This is a genomic window from Nostoc sp., assembly GCF_036917555.1.
GTDB lineage: Bacteria > Cyanobacteriota > Cyanobacteriia > Cyanobacteriales > Nostocaceae > Nostoc.
Map to the genome: position 1 here is coordinate 15,071 of NZ_JBALDD010000025.1, position 20,567 is coordinate 35,637.

The window sequence follows — 20,567 nt, forward strand, 5'->3', positions numbered from 1 at the left end:
CAGGTTTTCCAGGCTTGTATCTGTTAAATTCCTTATTTAATTGATATTATTTTTAGGGACGTATAAGTGTTTGTCTCTACAAATATTGATTTAATAAAAAACTATGCAGATAATTAAAAAAATCTTTGTATTTCCACGAATTATTTACTTTTTGATTCCAATTATAATTATTAGCCTTGTATTCACAAACTTTCCGTCAAATGGTGTTGAGATCAGTAGCATAAAATTTATCGGGGAAGCCACCCTCCCGAAAGGTTTAATCTTTCAAAAAACTGAAGTCGGAGGTTTATCTGGAATTACATATAATTCAAGAAATAACATTTATTACGCTATTTCCGACGATCGTGGTCAAAAAGCTCCCGTTCGTTTCTACACCTTGAAAATCGACTTGAGCAAAGGTTTACTAAAAAAAGATGGAATTATTCCAGTCAGCGTTACCAGATTATTAAATGAAAATGGTCAAATATTTCAGCCGGGTGAAACTGATACAGAAGGTATTGTATTAACTAATAAAGGAATTGTATTGATTTCTTCTGAAGGCGATGCAAAATTAATTAATCCTTTTATTAAAGAGTTCTCACTATCTTCTGGGAGAGAAATTTTCACACTCCCCATCCCAAGCAAATTTTTACCAGCTAAAACTAATCAAAAAGGTATCCGCAACAATTTGGCTTTTGAAAGCCTCGCCATCACACCCGACAACAAGCATCTATTTACAGCCACCGAAAATGCTTTAATTCAAGATGGTGTCGCAGCTAAACCTAATATCAGTAGTCCTTGCCGAATTTTACAATACAACTTGCTCAACAATCAGCCAGAAAAAGAATTTCTTTACCAAACTGAACCAGTTACACCATTTTTGAATCTAATTGGCAAATTCATTAGTGGATTACCCGATTTACTTGCTCTTGATAATCAAGGACACTTCTTAAGTTTAGAAAGGTCTTTTACTGGTTTAGGATTTGCTATTTCCCTGTTTCAGGTTTCTTTAGAAGGAGCCGATGATATTCATAATATTGATAGCCTTTTAGCAGTTGACTCCAAAAATATTAAACCAGTTAAGAAGAAACTGCTGTTAGATTTGAGAAAGCTAGATGTACTGCTAGACAACATCGAAGGCTTAACTCTTGGCCCAAAACTACCTGATGGTCAACAATCATTAATTCTCATCAGTGATAATAATTTTAACTCCCTGCAACGTACCCAGATACTAGCCTTTAAAATTAAAATTGAAACTCCGCTAATTAGATTGTTACGCCGTTTATTCCCGAATATTAACCTTTAACTGTATAGAGGTAAAAGTGCGTAGGGGTAGCCTGTCATAGACATCGTAGCTTGACTGCTATTTAGTTATTTCTGATTATTCCTGTGTATTCACGGAATCTACTAAGTAACTTTATCTAGCTTATTTATAGTTTCCGTGTAATTTCTCAACCGTACTCCTTAATAAATATGTTACACAATGTTTAGTAGCTTTTATAGAGAGCTTAAGCATATTTACAGCATATAATTAATTTTCTCAAAATTCGGATATTTCTTAGATTTAAATTTAATAATTAGCTAAACTTATTAAAGTATTTTGCCAATAACATTTTTTATAAATGATTTTTATGCCAGAAAATAAAATTGAGAGTATGGTAGGGCAAAAAGCAGAATTAGACGATTACATCGGACAATTTTTAAACAATCGCTATTTAATCAGAGATTTGATTGGTAAAGGGGGGATGGGTAGAGTTTATCTAGCAGAAGATACTGCTAAAGGCGGTATGCCGATCGCAATCAAAATCTTATCACTTAGTTTGTCAAACCAACAAATGTCCCAACGTTTTGCCAGAGAGATTTTTATTGGCGCTCAATTGGGTCGTAAAAGTAAACATATTGTTCGCATTTTAAGTTATGGAGTTACTGAGGATAAAACTCCATTTTATGTAATGGAATACCTCCAAGGAAAAAATCTCAAACAAATTTTGAAAATTCAGCCTTTAACAATATTGAAGTTTTTAGAAATTTGTAATCAAATTTGTTTAGGCTTACAATGTGCCCACCAAGGTATCAGCCTTAAAGGGGAGATTTATCCTATTGTTCACAGAGATATTAAACCAGAAAATATATTTATTGCTGAAGATAGTAAAAAAGGTGAAATTGTTAAAATACTAGATTTTGGGATTGCCAAGTTTTTAACAGAGCGAAGTGGGATGACCCTAACAGATTCTTTTATTGGCAGTTTACCTTACTGTTCTCCAGAACACATGGAAGGACGTAAATTGCTGGATGTCCGCTCTGATATTTATAGTTTGGGAGTACTAATGTTTGAGATGTTGACAGGGAAACATCCATTTCAAACAAAAAGTAACTCCTTTGGTACTTGGTATCAAGCCCATCGCTTTCAAATGCCACCTACAGTTGAAGAAGTAAATCCGCAAGTTAAAATCCCAGAAATATTATCAAAAATATTGATGAATTGTTTAGCTAAAGAAGTAAGCGATCGCCCTCAGAATATTAATCAAATATTAGAAGATTTAGAAAAAGTTAATGCTCAAGTTAATGATGTTATTCCTAGCAATAGCACTGACATTATTAAAGTTTCGCTTCCAGTTCAATTAGTACCCGCAACTTTACTATCAGAAAAAGAGTGTTTGCAGAAAAATTGGCCTAAAAATAAACCAATTGCGCCAATTGGGTTTCCTCATTTACTACAGACTCCTCAAAGACCTATACCAACTTTTTGGGCAATGTTGCCCAAACAAGAGATTGCAAAATTTTTAGATGAAATACATGGTACTGAATTTATTAGTAAAATGAGTGTATACCCGATGCTAGTGTGGGTAACAGTACTATATGATGCTCAAGCTTCTACAACTAAGTGGCTACCTTATTTTCTGGATCTAAAAGATAATAAAGGTCAAAAGATAGCACGTAGTTTAGCAGAAGTAGGTTACTATCATCTACTATTTTTTCCCCTAGAAGATTCAACTCACTGCTCTCATGTAACAACTTTAAACCTCACGGCTAAACAGCGCCAACAACTTGTAGATTGGTTAGATATGAGTCAACAGTCAAATGAATTAATTTTGCCTAGTCAAGCCAAAAATATTCTAAAAACAGAGTACGAAAAACTGAAGTTAGATATATTACGAAACTTAGCCACACATCAAAAATCTGAGACAGACGGTTTAAAAACTTGGATGACTAAATTCTTGGAAATATTTTTGAAACTGCTATTACGTCGTTGAAAGTCTGCTATCAAAATCAAAATGCTTGCCACCATCACCTAATAATATTTTTATGTATTTATTGCTAACTTGAAATGGATTCAGCATCAGAGGTGAATAAAGTGAATCAAAGCCTATTTACATCTCCAAGTAGTACGGGCTTGCTTGCCAATCGTTATCAACTCAAGCAATTAATTGGCAGCGGTGGCATGGGTGAAGTTTTTTTAGCAAATGATGTTTTGTTAGGAGGTATACCAGTTGCTATCAAGTTTTTGACTCAAACTGTTGTTAATACCAAGATGCAACAAGACTTTGCTCGTGAAGCTTTAATGAGTGCAGCCTTGAGTCAAAAGAGTGTACATATAGTGCGGGCGTATGATTATGGTGTGAATGAGAAAGAAAAACCATACTACGTCATGGAATATCTATGTGGCAAGAGTTTAAAGGATTTGATTCCGCTACCTCTACCCATGTTTTTGACTCTCTCTCGCCAAATTTGTTTGGGCTTACATTCTGCCCATCAAGGTATTAACATTGATGGTAAAATTTGTCCGTTGGTTCATCGAGATATCAAGCCTGCCAATATATTAGTTATTCCCGATCCGATATTGGGTCAGTTAGTTAAAATTCTCGATTTTGGTATTGCTAGATTTTTAAATTATGCATCAACAGCTAGTACAAGTAGTGGATTTAATGGCACTTTACCCTACTGTTCTCCAGAACAGCTAGATGGGGAAAAACTAGATAGTCGCTCTGATATTTATAGCCTGGGTGTAATGATGTTTGAGATGCTCACAGGCAAAAAACCTTGGCAACCAGAAACTGATTACTTTGGTGCTTGGTATAAAGCACATCACTTTGAAGCACCAAAAACGATCGCAGATGTTAAACCTACTATTAGAATACCTCAAAAACTAAATAATTTAATTATGGCTTGTCTGGCTAAAAAAGCAAGCGATCGCCCTCAAAATATCACTGAAATTTTACAAGTTTTAAACAGTCTAGAACAGTCTAGTTGTCCCACTACGCCTACAAATTTTGCCTCTAACTCCATCCTTGGCAGTCCCTTAAATTTTGTATTACCAATCACTGTAGAACAAAGCTATCGGCAACTTCTGTGGCCTCAAAATAAACCAATTCAAGAAATTGTTTTTCCCCAGCTTCTAGATACTCCACAAGGATCTATAACAGCTCTATGGTTAATGTTGTCTAAACAAGAAATCAAAAACTATGGGGTTTCTACCCGTTATAACCAGTTTGTCTTTGTGACATCCCCTCACCCAATGTTGTTGTGGGTAACTGTACTCTATAATCGGCAATTCGCTCCTAAATGGCTACCGTGCTACTTAGATATGCAAAATCCCCAAAATCTGAGGATGGTAAGTTTCCTGGCTGAAAATGAACAATATCCTTTAATTTTCTTTATTCTGGAAGCACCACATTCCTGTATCAAGGTTCTCAGCAGTCGCATTGAGTCAACTCAGCGGCAAATGTTGAAAACCTGGGTGCAACAGAGCCATAGTCTACCACCCGCTTTTCAACCCCAATTGAGCAAACAGCTATTGAAACAGCAGTATAAACAAATTCAATCCCGAATATTGCAGCATCTGGAATCAGAGCCACAGGTTGTATTATCACGGTCTCTTTAACGAATAATTTGCACCTCAAAGAGACGGGACAAGAATAATTCCTAATTCCCAACTCCAAAACACTTGACAAGTAGAAAAAAAATAGTGATAATAGCAAAGTTGCCAAACAAGGGACTGTAGTTCAATTGGTTAGAGCACCGCCCTGTCACGGCGGAAGTTGCGGGTTCGAGCCCCGTCAGTCCCGTTATAAATTTATGAGTAGCAAATCACTGAACTTAGGTGATTTTGGATTTTGAATTTCCCAAACAGGCTGATTCAGGATTTAAATATAAGCTACATTTATCATGCTTTGCGAAAGAGAGAATTAACTGTGACTGTTAGAGTCCGTATTGCGCCGAGTCCAACCGGAAATTTACATATTGGTACAGCTAGAACGGCTGTATTCAACTGGTTATTTGCCCGTCACCACGACGGCAAGTTTATACTGCGAATAGAAGATACAGATTTAGAGCGATCGCGTCCCGAATACACCGACAATATTCTTGAAGGACTGCGCTGGCTAGGACTTAACTGGGATGAAGGGCCATTTTTCCAATCCCAACGCTTGGATCTTTATAAAGAAGCAGTACAAAAACTGCTAGACCAAGGATTAGCCTATCGCTGCTACACCACTTCTGAAGAACTAGAAGCGCTCCGAGAAGCCCAAAAAGCCAGAGGCGAAGCACCCCGCTATGACAACCGTCACCGCAACCTGACCCCAGAACAACGCGCCGCCTTTGAAGCAGAAGGTCGTTCTTCTGTAATTCGCTTCAAAATCGAAGATGGGCGGGAAATTGTCTGGAATGACCTAGTAAGGGGAAAGATGTCTTGGCGAGGTAGCGATTTAGGTGGTGATATGGTCATCGCCCGCGCCTCAGAAGAGGGTAGCGGTCAACCTTTATACAACTTTGTGGTTGTAGTGGATGACATCGATATGCAAATCAGCCATGTCATCCGGGGAGAAGACCACATCGCCAACACTGCCAAGCAAATTCTGCTGTATGAAGCAATGGGTGCAAAAATTCCAGAGTTTTCTCACACGCCATTGATTTTGAATATGGAAGGGCGCAAGCTTTCTAAGCGAGATGGCGTCACTTCCATTTCTGAGTTTAAGCAAATGGGCTTTACTGCTGAAGGCTTGGTAAATTACATGACATTGCTGGGTTGGTCGCCACCAGACTCAACGCAAGAAATATTTACCTTAGAAACAGCAGCCAAAGAATTTACCTTTGAGCGCGTCAATAAAGCAGGTGCAAAGTTTGACTGGGACAAGCTGGATTGGTTGAACAGTCAGTATATCCACAAGACGCCAGTTGATAAACTTACAGATTTACTCATCCCCTTTTGGGAAGCGGCTGGCTATAAATTTGATGGTGGACGCGTAGACGCGGAGCGGCTTCTCGTCAGAGATCGCCCCTGGTTAGAACAGCTAGCAACTTTAATTAGCCAGAGTTTGACTCGCTTGCTAGATGCAGTACCTCAAAGCAAACTGTTTTTTAGCGATACAGTTGAATTTAGCGATGAAGGCAGTACACAACTGAAGCAAGAAGGTTCTACTGCTATTCTGGGAGCGATTGTTACAGCTTTAGAAAATCAGCCACAACTGTCCGAAGCCACCGCCCAGGAGATTATTAAACAAGTGGTCAAAGAGCAGAAAGTCAAAAAAGGCTTAGTGATGCGATCGCTCCGAGCAGCTTTAACTGGAGATGTTCATGGCCCCGACCTGATTCAATCTTGGTTACTACTAAATCAGATTGGTTTAGATAAGCCGCGCTTGAGTCGGGTTATAACGGAAGCTAAGTAGCGATTATTTCCAGATTTTAGAAATATTTTAGATTTTGGGGGCGCACAAACGTGTGCCCCTATCCATAAGGTAAAGCAACTATGGGAACAGGAAATCATTGACCAATTACTAATGAATTATCCTTAATTTCACATCTAAAATAGTTAGTCAATTTTCCTCATGTTGGGAACTTGGTGTGTAAAATTCATGTCTTCAAAAACACTTAGAAGTGAACGTAATTACAATGCCGACAAAAGCGCTCAATAGAGGAATGAGATTATCGTTCATGATAGTTACGCTCTTCATCACATCGACAGTTAATGCTGCGACTGATGCTCAGGAAGCGCCAACGATATTTGGAGATGTCACCATTAGCCCTCAGTTTTCACCAGACCCCCTGACAGTTCGTGGGATGAGTGGTGGTTCAATATCTGGGAGTCAAGTAGGTGGGAGAAGCGAAACAGCCACTGGCCCTTGTACGGGATTTGTTGATGAAACACCAGACCACACATTAACGTTAACAAGTAAATTTGATTACCTGAAGTTGCAAGTGCAAAGTCCTGAAGACACCACCATGATTATCAAAGGGCCCGGTGGTACTTGGTGCAATGACGATTTTGATGGCAAAAATGCTGGCCTTGTTGGTGAATGGCTACCTGGAAGTTACCAAATTTGGGTTGGTTCCTACGAAAAAGGCAAATATCTTCCTTACACTCTAAAAATTACAGAAGTAAAGTAGGGCATTGGGCATTGGGCATGGGGCACAAGAAGGAGAGTTGCAGAGAGGAAAAACTTACTACAACTTCTCCTCTGCTCCCCCTGCTTCCTCATCTCCCTCACTTTCCACTCCCCAGAATCATTATTGAGAGCGGCTTAAACGATACAAGGAGCATTCTGGAGAAATTCTCTCTGTCTTTGCTATCCAGTTGCACTCCCTTTTCTCGTGCGATATTGTATTAAAATTAAGTTAACTTTGATTAAGATTCTTGTTGGCATCGCCATAATGCTCTAATCGCCTTATGGCAGTGCATGTAAGAGATCAAATTAAACAAAATGGATTTATAAACATCCGTTTAACAGCTTAAAGTGACAGAGTGATGAACATTCGGTTACTAGAGCTAACAAGTTGTATAGGCATCTAGAGGCAAATTAAAATGAAATTCTCTTGGAAAGTCGTAGCACTCTGGACGTTGCCAGCTTTGGTAATTGGCTTTTTCTTCTGGCAAGGGGCGTTTGCAGGCGCACCTGCCGACATGAGTAAGAATGCAGCCAATACCCGCATGACTTACGGTCGCTTTCTAGAATACTTGAACAGCGATCGCGTCAGCAGTGTGGATCTGTACGAAGGCGGTAGGACAGCAATTATAGAAGCCCGCGATCCGGACATTGAAAATCGTGTCCAAAGGTGGCGTGTGGATTTGCCTGTTAACGCTCCTGAGTTAATTAGCAAGCTCAAAGAAAAAGCCATTAGTTTTGATGCTCACCCCATGCGGAATGATGGCGCAATTTGGGGATTGTTGGGCAATCTCATCTTTCCAGTTTTATTGATTACTGGGTTGTTCTTTTTGTTCCGGCGTTCTAGCAACCTCCCCGGCGGTCCAGGTCAAGCAATGAACTTCGGCAAATCCAAAGCGCGTTTCCAAATGGAGGCAAAAACCGGTGTCAAATTTGACGACGTAGCCGGCATCGAAGAAGCTAAGGAAGAACTGCAAGAAGTCGTCACCTTCCTGAAGCAGCCAGAAAGATTTACGGCTGTGGGCGCACGAATTCCCAAGGGAGTGCTGTTAGTTGGGCCTCCTGGAACTGGTAAAACTTTATTAGCAAAAGCGATCGCAGGCGAAGCAGGCGTACCTTTCTTCAGTATTTCCGGTTCAGAATTTGTGGAAATGTTCGTTGGTGTAGGTGCATCCCGCGTCCGCGATTTGTTCAAGAAAGCCAAAGACAACGCCCCTTGTATCATCTTCATTGATGAAATTGACGCTGTTGGACGCCAACGGGGCGCTGGTATCGGTGGCGGTAACGATGAGAGAGAGCAAACCCTCAACCAGTTGCTCACTGAAATGGACGGGTTTGAAGGTAATACAGGCATCATTATTATTGCTGCTACCAACCGTCCCGACGTACTAGACTCAGCCTTGTTGCGTCCTGGTCGCTTTGACCGCCAAGTAACAGTTGATGCACCCGATATCAAAGGGCGTTTGGAAATCTTGCAAGTCCATGCGCGGAATAAGAAACTTGACCCTAGCGTATCTTTAGATGCGATCGCTCGCCGCACTCCTGGATTTACTGGTGCTGACTTAGCCAACTTACTCAACGAAGCAGCAATTCTCACTGCTAGAAGACGTAAAGAAGCCATCACCCTCCGCGAAATTGATGATGCAGTGGATCGGGTAGTAGCTGGGATGGAAGGTACTCCCTTGGTAGATAGCAAGAGCAAGCGCTTGATTGCTTACCACGAAATTGGACACGCCTTAGTTGGGACTTTGTTAAAAGACCATGACCCAGTGCAGAAAGTCACCCTGATTCCACGGGGACAAGCGCAAGGTTTGACCTGGTTCACTCCCAACGAAGAACAGGGGTTAATTTCCCGTTCTCAGTTGAAAGCCAGAATTACTGGTGCTTTAGGTGGTCGCGCCGCTGAGGAAGTGATTTTTGGTGCTGCGGAAGTCACAACTGGCGCTGGTGGAGACTTGCAGCAGCTATCGGGAATGGCCCGGCAAATGGTGACTCGGTTCGGAATGTCCGACTTAGGACCACTGTCGTTAGAAAGCCAGCAGGGAGAAGTATTCTTGGGTCGTGACTGGACAACCCGATCTGAGTATTCTGAATCTATTGCTTCCCGCATTGATGGACAAGTTAGGGAAATTGTTGAGCAGTGCTACGACAATGCTAAGAAGATCATCCGTGACCATCGCACTGTCACCGATCGCTTAGTCGATTTGCTGATCGAAAAGGAAACCATCGACGGCGAAGAATTCCGCCAGATTGTGGCTGAGTACACCGAAGTACCTGAGAAGCAACAGTACGTACCGCAACTATAATAGTTGACTCTTTTCTGGCCACATCTGGAAATAAGTAAAGTAACAAAAAATAAAATGGGGATGGTATATGCCATCTCTATTTTTTTGATAAAAATTATAATAAGCAGAGACAATTCGTGAATTGCTTATTATTCCATGTAAAGAAGCTTCTAATTTTAAAATTATCAAAATTTCTAAACGCATAAACTCTACAACAAACCTTGTTTTTTCAACTTAGCTAGCGCATCCTCAGCAGCATCTTTTTCAGCCTCTTTTTTATTGCGTCCCTTACCTTCTCCGTAAATTTTTTCATCTACTAATACTTTGGCTATAAATTCTGGTGCATGAGAAGGGCCTCCTATTTGGTCTGTGAAATATTTGGGGGGATTTGGAGTAACATTGCGTTGCACCCATTCTTGAAAGCGATTTTTTGAGTCTACATTGGAACGAGATACAATGATATGTTTAGGATCTACAGAATCAAATAGTGGTTGTACAATTGCGCGAACTGTTTCAATATTGGAATCATTATCCAAATAGTAAGCACCAAGAACCGCTTCAAAGGTACTACTGAGTAAATTAGGATTTTGGTAGCCTCCATCTCGAATTGCACCTTTTCCTAACCGCATCCTAAAGTCTAAACCTACCTCTTCAGCAAACTTTGCCAATTGCTTTTCATCTACCAGCGCCGAACGCCGCCGGGTTAATTCATCTTCTCCCATTTCTGCATGACGACCATAGAGATATTCGCCACTTAAGAAATTTAGTAAAGCATCACCGAGGAATTCTAGGCGTTCATTATGTTCGCCTTCTCCGGGGTTTTCATGGACATAAGAACGATGCGTAAGCGCACGGCGTAAAAGTTTTTCATTATGGAATATTAGAAGTTTGTGCATTTTATCTTATATTTTGTTGCAGAAATTCACTGTTGGGAAAGTTTACAAGTGTTGTTTTGTTCAGACATGAAAAAACCGCAAACGCGGTGTATTGGGAAAACCCAGCTTTTACTCAACTGGGTTTTTAAAAGTTTTTTAAGCAGCTAGTTTGTCTAACTCAACTAAAAATAATTCCTGACCTTGTTTTTGAACTTTACCATCCCTGACAGCAGCATCAATAAACTGGCTAAAACTCTTAAATTTATTGCCATCAGGTTCATATATTGAGGAGACTCCCTGATACTTAGTGAATAACTGCATCATCAAGTTATTAATATAGCCTAATTCTGTACACTTTTTTTGATCTAACGCAGTATTGATAGTTTTAAGCAAGTACTCTATAGCCTTATTGCAATTAATATTTCCATCCGATGAAATGGTTTGAAACTGAGTCTTATTTTCAACTAACTTAGGCAAATCATCTAAAAAGTAGAACATATCAGCGAGATTATTCAAGCTAAGTTTTGCACTTTTCTGACGAGCAAAAACTATCACTTTTTTACCATTGCAACGTAAATCATCAATTAAAATTTCACAGTAGCTATCTCCAGAAATAAGGATAACTATATCTGAACTGTCGCTACCACAGTCCATAACAAGTTTAAAATCTACAGCATTTTTGAATTTATGACATACATCGATACAGTCAAAATCCAGGGTTGCTAGAACTGATTTAGCTTTACTTCCTTCACACCAATTACTATAAACTTTTCGTTTAGCAATAAAGCCTAATGAACTAGCATATAGTAACAAATTCTTAGCTATTTTTGTATTTGAGATATTTTGATAGTCCCAATACATTGAAACTAAATCTTGTTGCAAGCTTATTTGTCGAGCCATATCTTTACCTGAAAAATTGTGATTTTTGCTCGGCAGCATTAAAAAATCATACATCAATCAGCAGTAGAGCTTTATACGAGGAACTTATACTCAAAAAGTACTACCCTGTAATAAAGCTTTCTACCGTCGCTTTCGTTTGGTTCAAGTCTCAGCCGTAGAACTCCTGGCTTCCTACCAAGTTTCGCATCATCCTTTCCCCTGAACATTAATCCAAACATCTTGTCTTCCCGTTGAAAGTCTAGTCAATCAGTTGACCTGACATTGGACTGAATACTCAGGGGAAGGGATGACGCGAAGCTTGGCAGGAAACTAGGAATTCTGCTGCTGAGACAACACCAAAAACCTGCGCTTTAGAGTGGGGTTATTTTGCTGTCTTAAGTACATAATTTCATATCTGATGCCGCCTTGTCAATATAGTTACTTATGAAGATTTCGTAAAAGCATAAACGTATGGCGGCTTATCGTAAAACATTGCCTGTTATCCATCAACTTTAAAAATTATCTGTGGTATTCTTTCACAACCACCATTTTTTTAGTTAATAAATAATTTACAGTTTACTTTGTGCGATCGCACTATACAGAATACCTAAAATTTTCTTAATATCCTTAATATAATATTCACTCAAATCAATCGAAACTACATTACTTTCAAGCTTGATAAATTGCCAGATTGTATCGATAGTAACAGCGCTATATATAGCTTGAATTTGATTTCTCTCTCTTTAATTAAATAACTGAGCAGCTACCATTTCAGCAATACATTGTGCTAAACAGACCTCAAATTTTCATTTTTGCTTTCTACTAGGACAAACACTGGACTACGTATAAGTAACTGCTCCGAAGGAAGACTCAAAATAAAATCACGAAAACCATTTAATCCTCGTTGACTATCAACAGTAAAATCCATACCAGAAAAAAGCTTATTTCATAATTAAATTTACATCTAGCTTCTAATAAAATTGGACTTGTTATCATTTTCCTTTGAGATTTTTTCAAATTTATCGCTACTGCTAAATCAATATTTACCATAATAATAGTAGATAATAAATCACTACATTATTGCTCCTGCACATTTGCGAATAGTCCAGATGATTCGTAGATAACTAACCCAAAAGAATCAATAACTTCAATAAGTTTAAAATCACTATAAGCCATAAAACTTACTCCTTTGTCTTATGACTGAATCCTATAACAAAGTTTAAAAATTCAGCTTTGGCGGAAACACCGAGCTAAATCAAGAGACAAATGTTTCATGGGCTGTACCTTTGGATGCCATTTCAATAATTTGCCCGTTGATTAATTCAATGTGGTCATCTTCATGGAAAAAGCCTAATTCTCCAAGCCTGTGGTATTCAGCTAGTGTGAAGCATTTAGCCTGGGCAATACTGATAAATCTTCCTCTCAAGGGAAATGTGATGGTGTAACCGCCCACAGCAGGCGATCGCACTTATATTCTAAATGTGTCAGAAATTGGTATGCTAAAGGCCGAGACTCGCTAAGAAAGCAAACAATGCCTGCGCCTACTATCAATCCCACAATCACTGCTTTTCCCTTGACAGCCGTAGTCGGTCAAGAAGCAATTAAATTAGCCTTACTGTTAGCCGCAGTTGATCCTGGTTTGGGAGGAGTAGCGATCGCAGGTCGTCGCGGTACAGCAAAATCTGTAATGGCTCGTGCTATCCACGCTTTACTACCGCCGATTGAAGTTGTCAAAGGCTCAATCAGTAATTGTGATCCCAACTACCCAGATGAATGGGACGATCAACTGTTGGCGGAGTACGCAGACAAAGACATTCAAGATGTGCCTGTCGAAATCATCCCTGCACCTTTTTTGCAAATTCCTCTAGGTATTACAGAAGACCGACTATTAGGTTCAGTAGATGTTGAAAAGTCGGTAAAGCAAGGTGATACCATTTTTCAGCCCGGTTTACTCGCTACAGCAAACCGAGGTGTACTGTACGTAGACGAAATTAATTTATTAGATGACCAAATATCAAATCAACTTCTAACAGTATTATCTGAGGGACGCAACCAGATTGAACGGGAAGGGATTAGTTTTCAGCATCCGTGCAAATCCTTATTTATTGCCACCTACAATCCAGAAGAAGGCGGCTTACGAGAACATTTACTAGATAGAATTGCGATCGCACTTTCTGCTGACGGTGTACTAGGCTTAGATCAAAGAGTAGAAGCAGTTGAAGTTGCGATCGCTTATTCTAAATCTCCCCAAGACTTCCTCCAACAGTACAACGAAGATTTAGACTCGCTCAAAACCCAAATCATCTTGGCGCGGGAATGGTTGAAAGAAGTAACCATCACCCACGAACAAATTGTTTATCTGGTAGACGAGGCAATTCGCGGCGGAGTTCAGGGACATCGCGCCGAGTTATTTGCCACGAGGGTTGCCAAGGCGGCGGCGGCTTTGGAGGGACGAACAACAGTGAATGCCGAAGATTTGCGCCGTGCTGTGGAATTGGTGATTGTACCACGCGCCACAATTGTGCAGACACCACCACCAGAACAACAAGCACCACCTCCGCCTCCGCCTCCACCAGAGAATCAAGAAGAACCTCCAGACGAATCAGAAGAGGAAGAACAAGAAGAACAGGAAGAAAATCAAGAGCAAGAACCCCCTAGCATCCCGGAAGAATTTATCTTTGATCCAGAAGGGGTAATCCTTGATGACAACGTGCTTTACTTTACTCAAATGGCGAAGCGGCAAGGTAAATCTGGTAGTCGGAGTGTTATCTTTTCCGACGACAGGGGACGCTACATTAAGCCAATGTTGCCCAAGGGGAAAGCCCGACGCATTGCAGTAGATGCCACCTTGAGAGCTGCGGCTCCTTATCAAAAAGCACGAAGAGAAAGACACCCAGATAGAAAAGTTATTGTCGAACAGGCTGATATTCGCTCGAAACGCCTGGTACGTAAAGCAGGGGCGTTGGTAGTGTTTGTGGTAGATGCTTCTGGCTCAATGGCCTTGAATCGAATGCAATCGGCTAAAGGTGCGGTGATGCAACTGTTGACAGAAGCTTATCAAAACCGCGACCAAATAGCATTAATTCCCTTCCGAGGAGAACAGGCAGAAGTATTATTGCCTCCAACACGTTCTATTGCTTTGGCGCGTAACCGTTTGGAAAGGTTGCCCTGTGGTGGGGGTTCGCCCTTAGCGCATGGTTTAACCCAAGCTGTGCGCGTCGGCTTAAATGCTCAGATGAGTGGAGATATTGGGCAAGTTGTCCTTGTTGCAATCACCGATGGGCGGGGTAATATTCCCTTAGCGCGTTCTTTGGGTGAACAGCTAGAACCAGGAGAAAAACCAGATATCAAAGGAGAACTATTAGAAATTGCTGCCAGAATCCGTGCTTTGGGAATGCAACTATTAGTAATTGATACAGAAAGTAAATTTGTGTCTACTGGCTTTGCTAAAGAATTATCGCAAACAGCAGGCGGTAAATATTATCATTTGCCAAAAGCCACAGATCAAGCTATTGCCGCTATGACCAAAGGTGCGATCGCTGATTTAAAATCTAGATAATTAGTTATTTGTCATTTGTCAGTTGCTTTTCTACTAACCACTGACCATTGACTAATGACTACGAGCCAGTGGGCATTACCTGTGGTTGCAAATAACAAATCAAATCTTGAATTCCCTTTTGGAGATAGCGCGTTACTGTCATTGGACTAGTACCAATGTTTTTAGCAGCATCCTTGCGAGAAAGTTCCTTCAAAAATACCATTTCAACTGCCATGCGGGGCTTTTCTTCCAACATATTTATTGCGCCTTGGAGTTGTTGGCGTTCTTCTTCTTGTTGGAGAAGCACATGAGAACGAGGACAAGGAAGTGCCTCACCCAAGGTTATTTGGCAATCAACATAGTTAACTGCGGTTGCATCTAAACTCAAGGGCATCCGGTTTTGAGCAGCTAACTTGGTTTCTTGCCACTCTTGTACAGATACCCGAAGTTGGCTGGCAATTTCAGCATCCTTGGGCGGGCGACCTAAAGAGATTGACAAGTCCTTGCGAATCTTTTGTCCTTCATTATATAATTCTTGCCAACGACGGGGAATTTTTAATAGAGTACTGCGATCGCGCAAAAAGTGCAGCATCTCACCGCGAATATATGGCACAGCAAAGGAACTAAAAGCATATCCTTGGCTAGGGTCAAAGCGCTCAATTGCCCTAATTAAACCAAAATAACCGATTTGTTCTAAATCTTCATAAGGTTCATTACATTGATGGCTGAATTTATGAGCCATTTTCCGTACTAAGCCAGTATGTAACTGTACAAGTTTATTACGAAGTTTAATAGAAGGATTCTGGTGGTATAAGTGTAATAATTCTATACCATCAGTTCGTAAAGAGGACTCACTTGTTGCCATATACATTCCTTTGTTGTAACTCCTATTTTGAGCAAATGGAGCTGCGTATATTTTCTTCTAAGCTGTAATTATTTTCGTTAGTCAAGTCAGAATAAGCCATCGTCGTTTCACTGAACTTATCAGGGGTCGAACTCCACAGTTCAGTATTTGTACGCATGATTTTGTGAATTCTCTGTTACAGTTTATTTTTGCTTTTTATATAACTGTTGAATGGTAAATAATCTTGAGCTTTTGCAACAAAAACTAGCTATTTATGCCGAAAAATGCATAATTGACCTAATACCTATCAGTTATACTGAGTGCAAGTAGATCAGTACTGAATTAATCGCAAAAGAGACTGGACAATTTTATCTCTGACTACGCACTGTCATTAACAAAGGTCAAAAATCCAAATTGGCAGTTGGATTTAAGAATAAAACCCAAGCTACAAAAAACAGAATTTCGATTCATTTTTATGGAGATTTGTACTTAATTGGGCATTGATAAACATTTCCATTCAATAGACATCTTGCATAGATTGCAGGCGACAAGCTACCCCAGTTTGTTCATTCTCTAAGGAATCGCTGGCCTTTTCCCTTTGCAATCAAGGCTAAAGAGTATGCTGTCAGTACTAAAGATCCTCTAAAATCTTCAGAGACTGAGGACTCTAATTTTTAACAACAAACCCCCCCTTCAGATTTGGCAAACCTATTTAATCCTTGGCTGTTAGCCCCAAAGATTGGTAAGAATAGGAATAAGCAGAACGTTTTCCTAAAAAACAGTTTTTCAATATGAGCAATACCAGTAATTTTCGTGAAGCTATCCGTGAGGCTAAATCTCACGCCCTGGTTGGCCCAAACGTGATTGCCAATGCCCTCCCCTACGTCGGTGGTGGATTAGTGCTAACGGCATTAGGAACCTACGGCGGTTTGGGAGTTATCCGTACTAACCCCGAAATATTCTTTCCTACCTTCATTGGTGCGGTAATTTTGGAGTTAATTTTGTTCTTTGTTGCCCAAAATGTTGCTCAAAAAGGTAATAAGGGTCTTGCATTACCCCTGTTGGCAACCTACAGCCTCTTGTCTGGATATACCCTCAGTGGCTTGGTATTTGTCGCCTTGAGATCCCAAGGTGTTGGTATTCAGGGCATTGGGTTGGCTGCGCTTGGTTGTGGTGTCACCTTTATTGCTGCCCGTCAAATTGGTTCAAATCTTTCTGAACAAGACGGCATGGCTTTGACGAAAACCATCAATCTCGGTGTCATTGCCTTAGTGGTTGTGTGTTTAGCCCAATTCGGCTTTGCCATGTTTGGTATTTACACGCCAAATTGGTTAGAAATTGCCATTTCTGGTTTGGGGGTGTTTCTGTTTGTTGGGGTTTCTGTTGTTGATTTCTACATCTTGCCCCGCACTTACAGCGATGACCAATATCTGCCTGCTGCTTTGTCGATGTACCTTACTTACATCAACTTGTTTGTCTTTATCTTGCGGTTGCTAATTGCCATCAATGGCCGCGATTAATTGCCTGTAGGCACTAACAAAAGTAAAGTTTCATTAAGTAAAAACCGTGGTTAAATTTCAGCAACCACGGTTTTTTTCATCGCTTTAAACGCATCTAAATTACTCTTGATCACAACCAACGTTAAGAACCAACGAAAAAATCAGCATTTCTCGTTTGGTTTAGTTTACCAAACTTAAAGTGATGTCTACGACGGGCTACACCTACGCTAATCCAGTGTCAATAAGAAGCTATTAATGCGACTATTTTTAAATTTATTGAGAATAAAATCCTTTTGTTGAAATTATGCGGTCGCCCTGTACTTTCAGCCAGTCTCTGATTAACTCAGGAGTGCTGGGTCGTTTTGCATTGCTTAGTCTAAACTTTAGAAATCTCATCGGCGCGGCTTGTCCGCATTCGCTGTGATGCCTTGTTCGGTGACAAGTGATGGGAATATCTGAGAAAATTCTGTTTGTTCATCGCCAACCACAAGAAGCATAATATTATTCATGGATGTAACATATCCGATTTGATCCCTGACTTTGCCATCAATAGAAACAGTAATAGATCCCTCTCCGGTGTCATCTAGCTTGAAGTCCAATGAGCCACCTTTTTTCAGGCTAAAGTTAATCTGTTTCTGGGAAGGAAATCCGAGAATTACTTCATGATCCTGATTAGCATTGCTCACTACGTGGAAGTATCCATCCATCATGAAGTGCTTATCGTACTCACCTCGAGCTATCCAGGCAAAAAACCCACTAACGAGAACTGATATAACGATAAACAGTGCTATTTTTGCAGATTTCATAGGATTTGTAGATGTTGCCAAGAGAGTAATTACATTAAATAATTTTCGCTTCACGATTTTGCAAGTTTTATGCTGACAAAATGTTCTACATCTTTAAATAACCGGATTTCTGATGCAATTCCATAATTATCTGCTGATGAGGAATTGTTGTCAGAGACGCAAACCAACCTTACCCAGCTCCAGCAAGAACTTGAAACATTTGAAATACAAAAATTACTGCCCGAACCCGGCAACAGCTAAATTACACTACTTCAGTGGACAAAGAAGCGCTTGATAATTTCAAGTAATTTTTGTAACTTATATTAAGTAGTGCGGAGATAGATAAATTGCTCAACTACAGCTAAAATTAATAAACATAAGTAGAAATAAAGAGCGATTTTCCAATCTAAAGCGCTCTATCTATCATTCAGCAAGCACTATGGAAGTCTTAGAACTCAAACGCGAAATCGAAACGTTGTCTGGCCGCCTGGGTAAAACCCAGGACTATCTTTGACGTACCTGCACTGACAGCCAAAATTCAAGACCTCGAAAAAATATCATCACAGCCAGAATTCTGGAATGACCAAACCCAGGCCCAACAAACCCTGCAAGAACTCAACGACCTGAAAGCCCATCTTCAGCAATATGATCGCTGGCACGCCAATCTGGAAGATACTAAGGCAGTTGTTGAATTATTGGAGTTAGAAACCGATGAGGCACTACTCCAAGAAGCAGAATCTACCATCACCAAGATGAATCGTGACCTTGACCAGTGGGAGTTACAACAGTTACTTTCTGGTCCCTATGATGCGGAAGGTGCTGTACTGACGATTAGTGCTGGTGCTGGTGGCACAGATGCTCAAGACTGGGCATTTATGCTGATGCGGATGTACACCCGTTGGGGCGAAGCTCACGGCTATAAGGTAACTTTAGCTGAAGAGTCGGAGGGTGATGAAGCCGGAATTAAATCGGCAACCCTAGAAATTACCGGTCGCTATGCTTATGGTTACTTGCGTTCAGAAATGGGTACACATCGCTTAGTGCGGATTTCACCTTTTAATGCTAACGGTAAGCGACAAACCAGTTTTGCCGGGATAGAAGTGATGCCACAGATTGATAACTCTGTGCAATTGGATATTCCAGACAAGGATTTGGAAATCACCACAACTCGCTCTGGTGGTAAAGGTGGGCAGAATGTCAACAAAGTAGAAACTGCGGTACGGATTGTTCACCTTCCCACGGGTCTTGCCGTGCGCTGTACAGAGGAGCGATCACAGCTGCAAAATAAAGAAAAAGCCCTAAATCGTCTCAAAGCAAAGCTGTTGGTCATCGCTAAAGAGCAACGTGCCCAAGAAATTGCCGAAATTCGTGGCGATATGGTGGAAGCTTCTTGGGGAAACCAAATCCGTAACTATGTGTTTCACCCTTATCAAATGGTGAAAGATTTGCGTACAAACACGGAAACAACAGCAATTGGTGATGTGATGAATGGCGAACTTGATACATTCATCCAAGCTTATCTGCGTCAAGAAAATAAACTAGTAGAAAACACTCCGGCATAGAGGCATTCATTACATAACATCCCGATTGCTAAGGCGTTTTACTGAGAAACGCCTTAGCAATATATGGGCGATCACAATTCTATCCCAGACCAACTGTTACAGTTATAAAAGAGTCTGTAGATAAATAACTATGAGTAACTCTCCTTCAACAGAACCTCAACCTAGCTACGTCAAACTCGCCATGCGAAACATGGTGCGGAAGGGTGGAACTTCCCTAAAGCATTTTGCATTGACTGCTGTAGGGCTTTTAGCTCTGCTTGTTGGTCTTGCTTACCTCACTCACTAACGATAAATTGTAAACCTCAGATAAGGAGACTGTGTGCCCCTGAGAGTTGAACTATATGTGGAGGAGTATTTTTATGAGTTGTCCTGGACAACATCTGTAAAGATTGACGAAATTAATGCCCGAATTACTCCTGAAACTTGGGAAAACTGGTTTAATCACTGGCTGGAAATTCTTCAGCCTCAGATTCCACCAGCGCCAAGTTATGAAATCGGGCTGCGTTTGACAGATGACTTACAAATTCAAGAACTGAATGCTCAATATCGTCAGCAAAATAAGCCGACAGACGTTTTAGCCTTTGCTGCTTTAGAGGTGGACTTTCCTCAAAGCAAAGAAATGCTTGCCTCTGTACCATTATACTTAGGTGACATTATTGTGTCTGTAGATACAGCACAACGCCAAGCTCAACAACAGGAACATAGCTTACCAACTGAGCTAGCCTGGTTAACTGCTCACGGTTTATTGCATCTGTTGGGCTGGGATCATCCTGATGAAAAAAGTTTGGAGCGAATGTTAAAACAGCAAGTGAGATTGCTGAATGCAATAGGTATTGCTATTGACATGGAATAGCGGTAGCTGATGTATCTCTTAATGTCAATTTTGGGTAATACTTTTATAATACTTCTGTGGAAAATTGCCTAAAGATTGCCTCAAAGTTA

The 20,567-nt window shown here is 40.5% G+C and carries 15 protein-coding genes, 1 tRNA gene and 1 pseudogene; 12 read left to right on the forward strand and 5 right to left on the reverse strand.

Annotated features, from left to right (window positions below; translation table 11 throughout):
• Positions 1-103 precede the first annotated feature (103 nt).
• From V7K60_RS12305 to ftsH2, 7 genes are all read left to right on the forward strand, one after another.
• Positions 104-1,285: an esterase-like activity of phytase family protein gene (locus V7K60_RS12305; RefSeq protein WP_334925850.1), complete on the forward strand. Its 1,182-nt coding sequence runs from the start codon at positions 104-106 to the stop codon at positions 1,283-1,285.
• A 325-nt stretch (positions 1,286-1,610) separates the two neighbouring features.
• On the forward strand, positions 1,611-3,233 hold the full coding sequence (locus tag V7K60_RS12310; protein ID WP_334925852.1) for a serine/threonine protein kinase: 1,623 nt from the start codon (positions 1,611-1,613) through the stop codon (positions 3,231-3,233).
• Positions 3,234-3,334: 101 nt separating this feature from the next.
• Positions 3,335-4,861 (forward strand): serine/threonine protein kinase, encoded by a 1,527-nt coding sequence (locus V7K60_RS12315; RefSeq protein ID WP_334925854.1) that lies wholly within the window; start codon positions 3,335-3,337, stop codon positions 4,859-4,861.
• Between the two features lie 110 nt (positions 4,862-4,971).
• A tRNA-Asp gene (locus tag V7K60_RS12320) sits at positions 4,972-5,045 on the forward strand.
• A gap of 126 nt (positions 5,046-5,171) precedes the next feature.
• Positions 5,172-6,644 (forward strand): glutamate--tRNA ligase, encoded by a 1,473-nt coding sequence (gene gltX, locus V7K60_RS12325; protein ID WP_334925856.1) that lies wholly within the window; start codon positions 5,172-5,174, stop codon positions 6,642-6,644.
• A gap of 223 nt (positions 6,645-6,867) precedes the next feature.
• Positions 6,868-7,362 carry a hypothetical protein gene (locus V7K60_RS12330; protein ID WP_334925858.1) on the forward strand — a complete coding sequence of 165 codons (495 nt, stop codon included), beginning with the start codon at positions 6,868-6,870 and terminating at the stop codon, positions 7,360-7,362.
• Between the two features lie 415 nt (positions 7,363-7,777).
• The gene (gene ftsH2 / locus V7K60_RS12335; RefSeq protein ID WP_334925859.1) at positions 7,778-9,664 is read left to right on the forward strand and encodes an ATP-dependent zinc metalloprotease FtsH2; all 1,887 of its coding nucleotides are present in this window, start codon (positions 7,778-7,780) and stop codon (positions 9,662-9,664) included.
• A 188-nt stretch (positions 9,665-9,852) separates the two neighbouring features.
• Here the strand turns inward: ftsH2 and rnc are convergent, their stop codons facing one another.
• From rnc to V7K60_RS12350, 3 genes and pseudogenes are all read right to left on the reverse strand, one after another.
• On the reverse strand, positions 9,853-10,539 hold the full coding sequence (gene rnc, locus V7K60_RS12340) for a ribonuclease III (protein ID WP_334925861.1): 687 nt from the start codon (positions 10,537-10,539) through the stop codon (positions 9,853-9,855).
• 135 nt (positions 10,540-10,674) lie between these two features.
• On the reverse strand, positions 10,675-11,418 hold the full coding sequence (locus V7K60_RS12345; RefSeq protein WP_334925863.1) for an NYN domain-containing protein: 744 nt from the start codon (positions 11,416-11,418) through the stop codon (positions 10,675-10,677).
• 1,246 nt (positions 11,419-12,664) lie between these two features.
• Positions 12,665-12,808, reverse strand: a pseudogene (locus V7K60_RS12350) (Uma2 family endonuclease); the annotation flags it as partial.
• Between the two features lie 120 nt (positions 12,809-12,928).
• Between V7K60_RS12350 and bchD the strand changes: the two are divergent.
• Positions 12,929-14,956: a magnesium chelatase ATPase subunit D gene (gene bchD / locus V7K60_RS12355; protein WP_334925865.1), complete on the forward strand. Its 2,028-nt coding sequence runs from the start codon at positions 12,929-12,931 to the stop codon at positions 14,954-14,956.
• Positions 14,957-15,014: 58 nt separating this feature from the next.
• On the opposite strand, the gene V7K60_RS12360 is transcribed toward bchD, so the two are convergent.
• Positions 15,015-15,800, reverse strand: a complete 786-nt coding sequence (locus V7K60_RS12360; protein ID WP_229498888.1) for an RNA polymerase sigma factor SigF — start codon at positions 15,798-15,800, stop codon at positions 15,015-15,017.
• Positions 15,801-16,570: 770 nt separating this feature from the next.
• Here V7K60_RS12360 and V7K60_RS12365 point away from each other — a divergent pair.
• Positions 16,571-17,299: a Bax inhibitor-1/YccA family protein gene (locus V7K60_RS12365; protein ID WP_334925867.1), complete on the forward strand. Its 729-nt coding sequence runs from the start codon at positions 16,571-16,573 to the stop codon at positions 17,297-17,299.
• Between the two features lie 371 nt (positions 17,300-17,670).
• Here V7K60_RS12365 and V7K60_RS12370 read toward each other — a convergent pair whose 3' ends face one another.
• On the reverse strand, positions 17,671-18,084 hold the full coding sequence (locus V7K60_RS12370; RefSeq protein ID WP_334925869.1) for a hypothetical protein: 414 nt from the start codon (positions 18,082-18,084) through the stop codon (positions 17,671-17,673).
• Between the two features lie 418 nt (positions 18,085-18,502).
• Between V7K60_RS12370 and prfB the strand changes: the two genes are divergently transcribed.
• The 3 genes from prfB to ybeY all read left to right on the forward strand — a co-directional run bounded on the left by prfB (position 18,503) and on the right by ybeY (position 20,478).
• Positions 18,503-19,625 (forward strand): peptide chain release factor 2 gene (gene prfB / locus V7K60_RS12375; RefSeq protein ID WP_334925871.1). Its coding sequence is split into 2 segments (ribosomal slippage): positions 18,503-18,574 and positions 18,576-19,625, totalling 1,122 coding nucleotides; the frame shifts between segments, so codons are not numbered across the junction.
• 130 nt (positions 19,626-19,755) lie between these two features.
• Positions 19,756-19,911: a DUF3285 domain-containing protein gene (locus V7K60_RS12380; RefSeq protein WP_104904774.1), complete on the forward strand. Its 156-nt coding sequence runs from the start codon at positions 19,756-19,758 to the stop codon at positions 19,909-19,911.
• Positions 19,912-19,950: 39 nt separating this feature from the next.
• Positions 19,951-20,478, forward strand: coding sequence for an rRNA maturation RNase YbeY (gene ybeY / locus V7K60_RS12385; RefSeq protein ID WP_334925889.1), 528 nt, complete (start codon positions 19,951-19,953; stop codon positions 20,476-20,478).
• The last annotated feature ends 89 nt before the right edge of the window (positions 20,479-20,567 follow it).

What these genes read in the sequence shown, in the direction of transcription:
- V7K60_RS12305 (WP_334925850.1), top strand. Translation starts at nt 104, where the DNA reads ATGCAGATAATTAAAAAAATCTTTGTATTTCCACGAATTATTTACTTT.
- V7K60_RS12310 (WP_334925852.1), top strand. Translation starts at nt 1,611, where the DNA reads ATGCCAGAAAATAAAATTGAGAGTATGGTAGGGCAAAAAGCAGAATTA.
- V7K60_RS12330 (WP_334925858.1), top strand. Translation starts at nt 6,868, where the DNA reads ATGCCGACAAAAGCGCTCAATAGAGGAATGAGATTATCGTTCATGATA.
- ftsH2 (WP_334925859.1), top strand. Translation starts at nt 7,778, where the DNA reads ATGAAATTCTCTTGGAAAGTCGTAGCACTCTGGACGTTGCCAGCTTTG.
- rnc (WP_334925861.1), bottom strand. Translation starts at nt 10,539, where the DNA reads ATGCACAAACTTCTAATATTCCATAATGAAAAACTTTTACGCCGTGCG.
- V7K60_RS12345 (WP_334925863.1), bottom strand. Translation starts at nt 11,418, where the DNA reads ATGGCTCGACAAATAAGCTTGCAACAAGATTTAGTTTCAATGTATTGG.
- bchD (WP_334925865.1), top strand. Translation starts at nt 12,929, where the DNA reads ATGCCTGCGCCTACTATCAATCCCACAATCACTGCTTTTCCCTTGACA.
- V7K60_RS12360 (WP_229498888.1), bottom strand. Translation starts at nt 15,800, where the DNA reads ATGGCAACAAGTGAGTCCTCTTTACGAACTGATGGTATAGAATTATTA.
- V7K60_RS12365 (WP_334925867.1), top strand. Translation starts at nt 16,571, where the DNA reads ATGAGCAATACCAGTAATTTTCGTGAAGCTATCCGTGAGGCTAAATCT.
- V7K60_RS12370 (WP_334925869.1), bottom strand. Translation starts at nt 18,084, where the DNA reads ATGAAATCTGCAAAAATAGCACTGTTTATCGTTATATCAGTTCTCGTT.
- V7K60_RS12380 (WP_104904774.1), top strand. Translation starts at nt 19,756, where the DNA reads ATGAGTAACTCTCCTTCAACAGAACCTCAACCTAGCTACGTCAAACTC.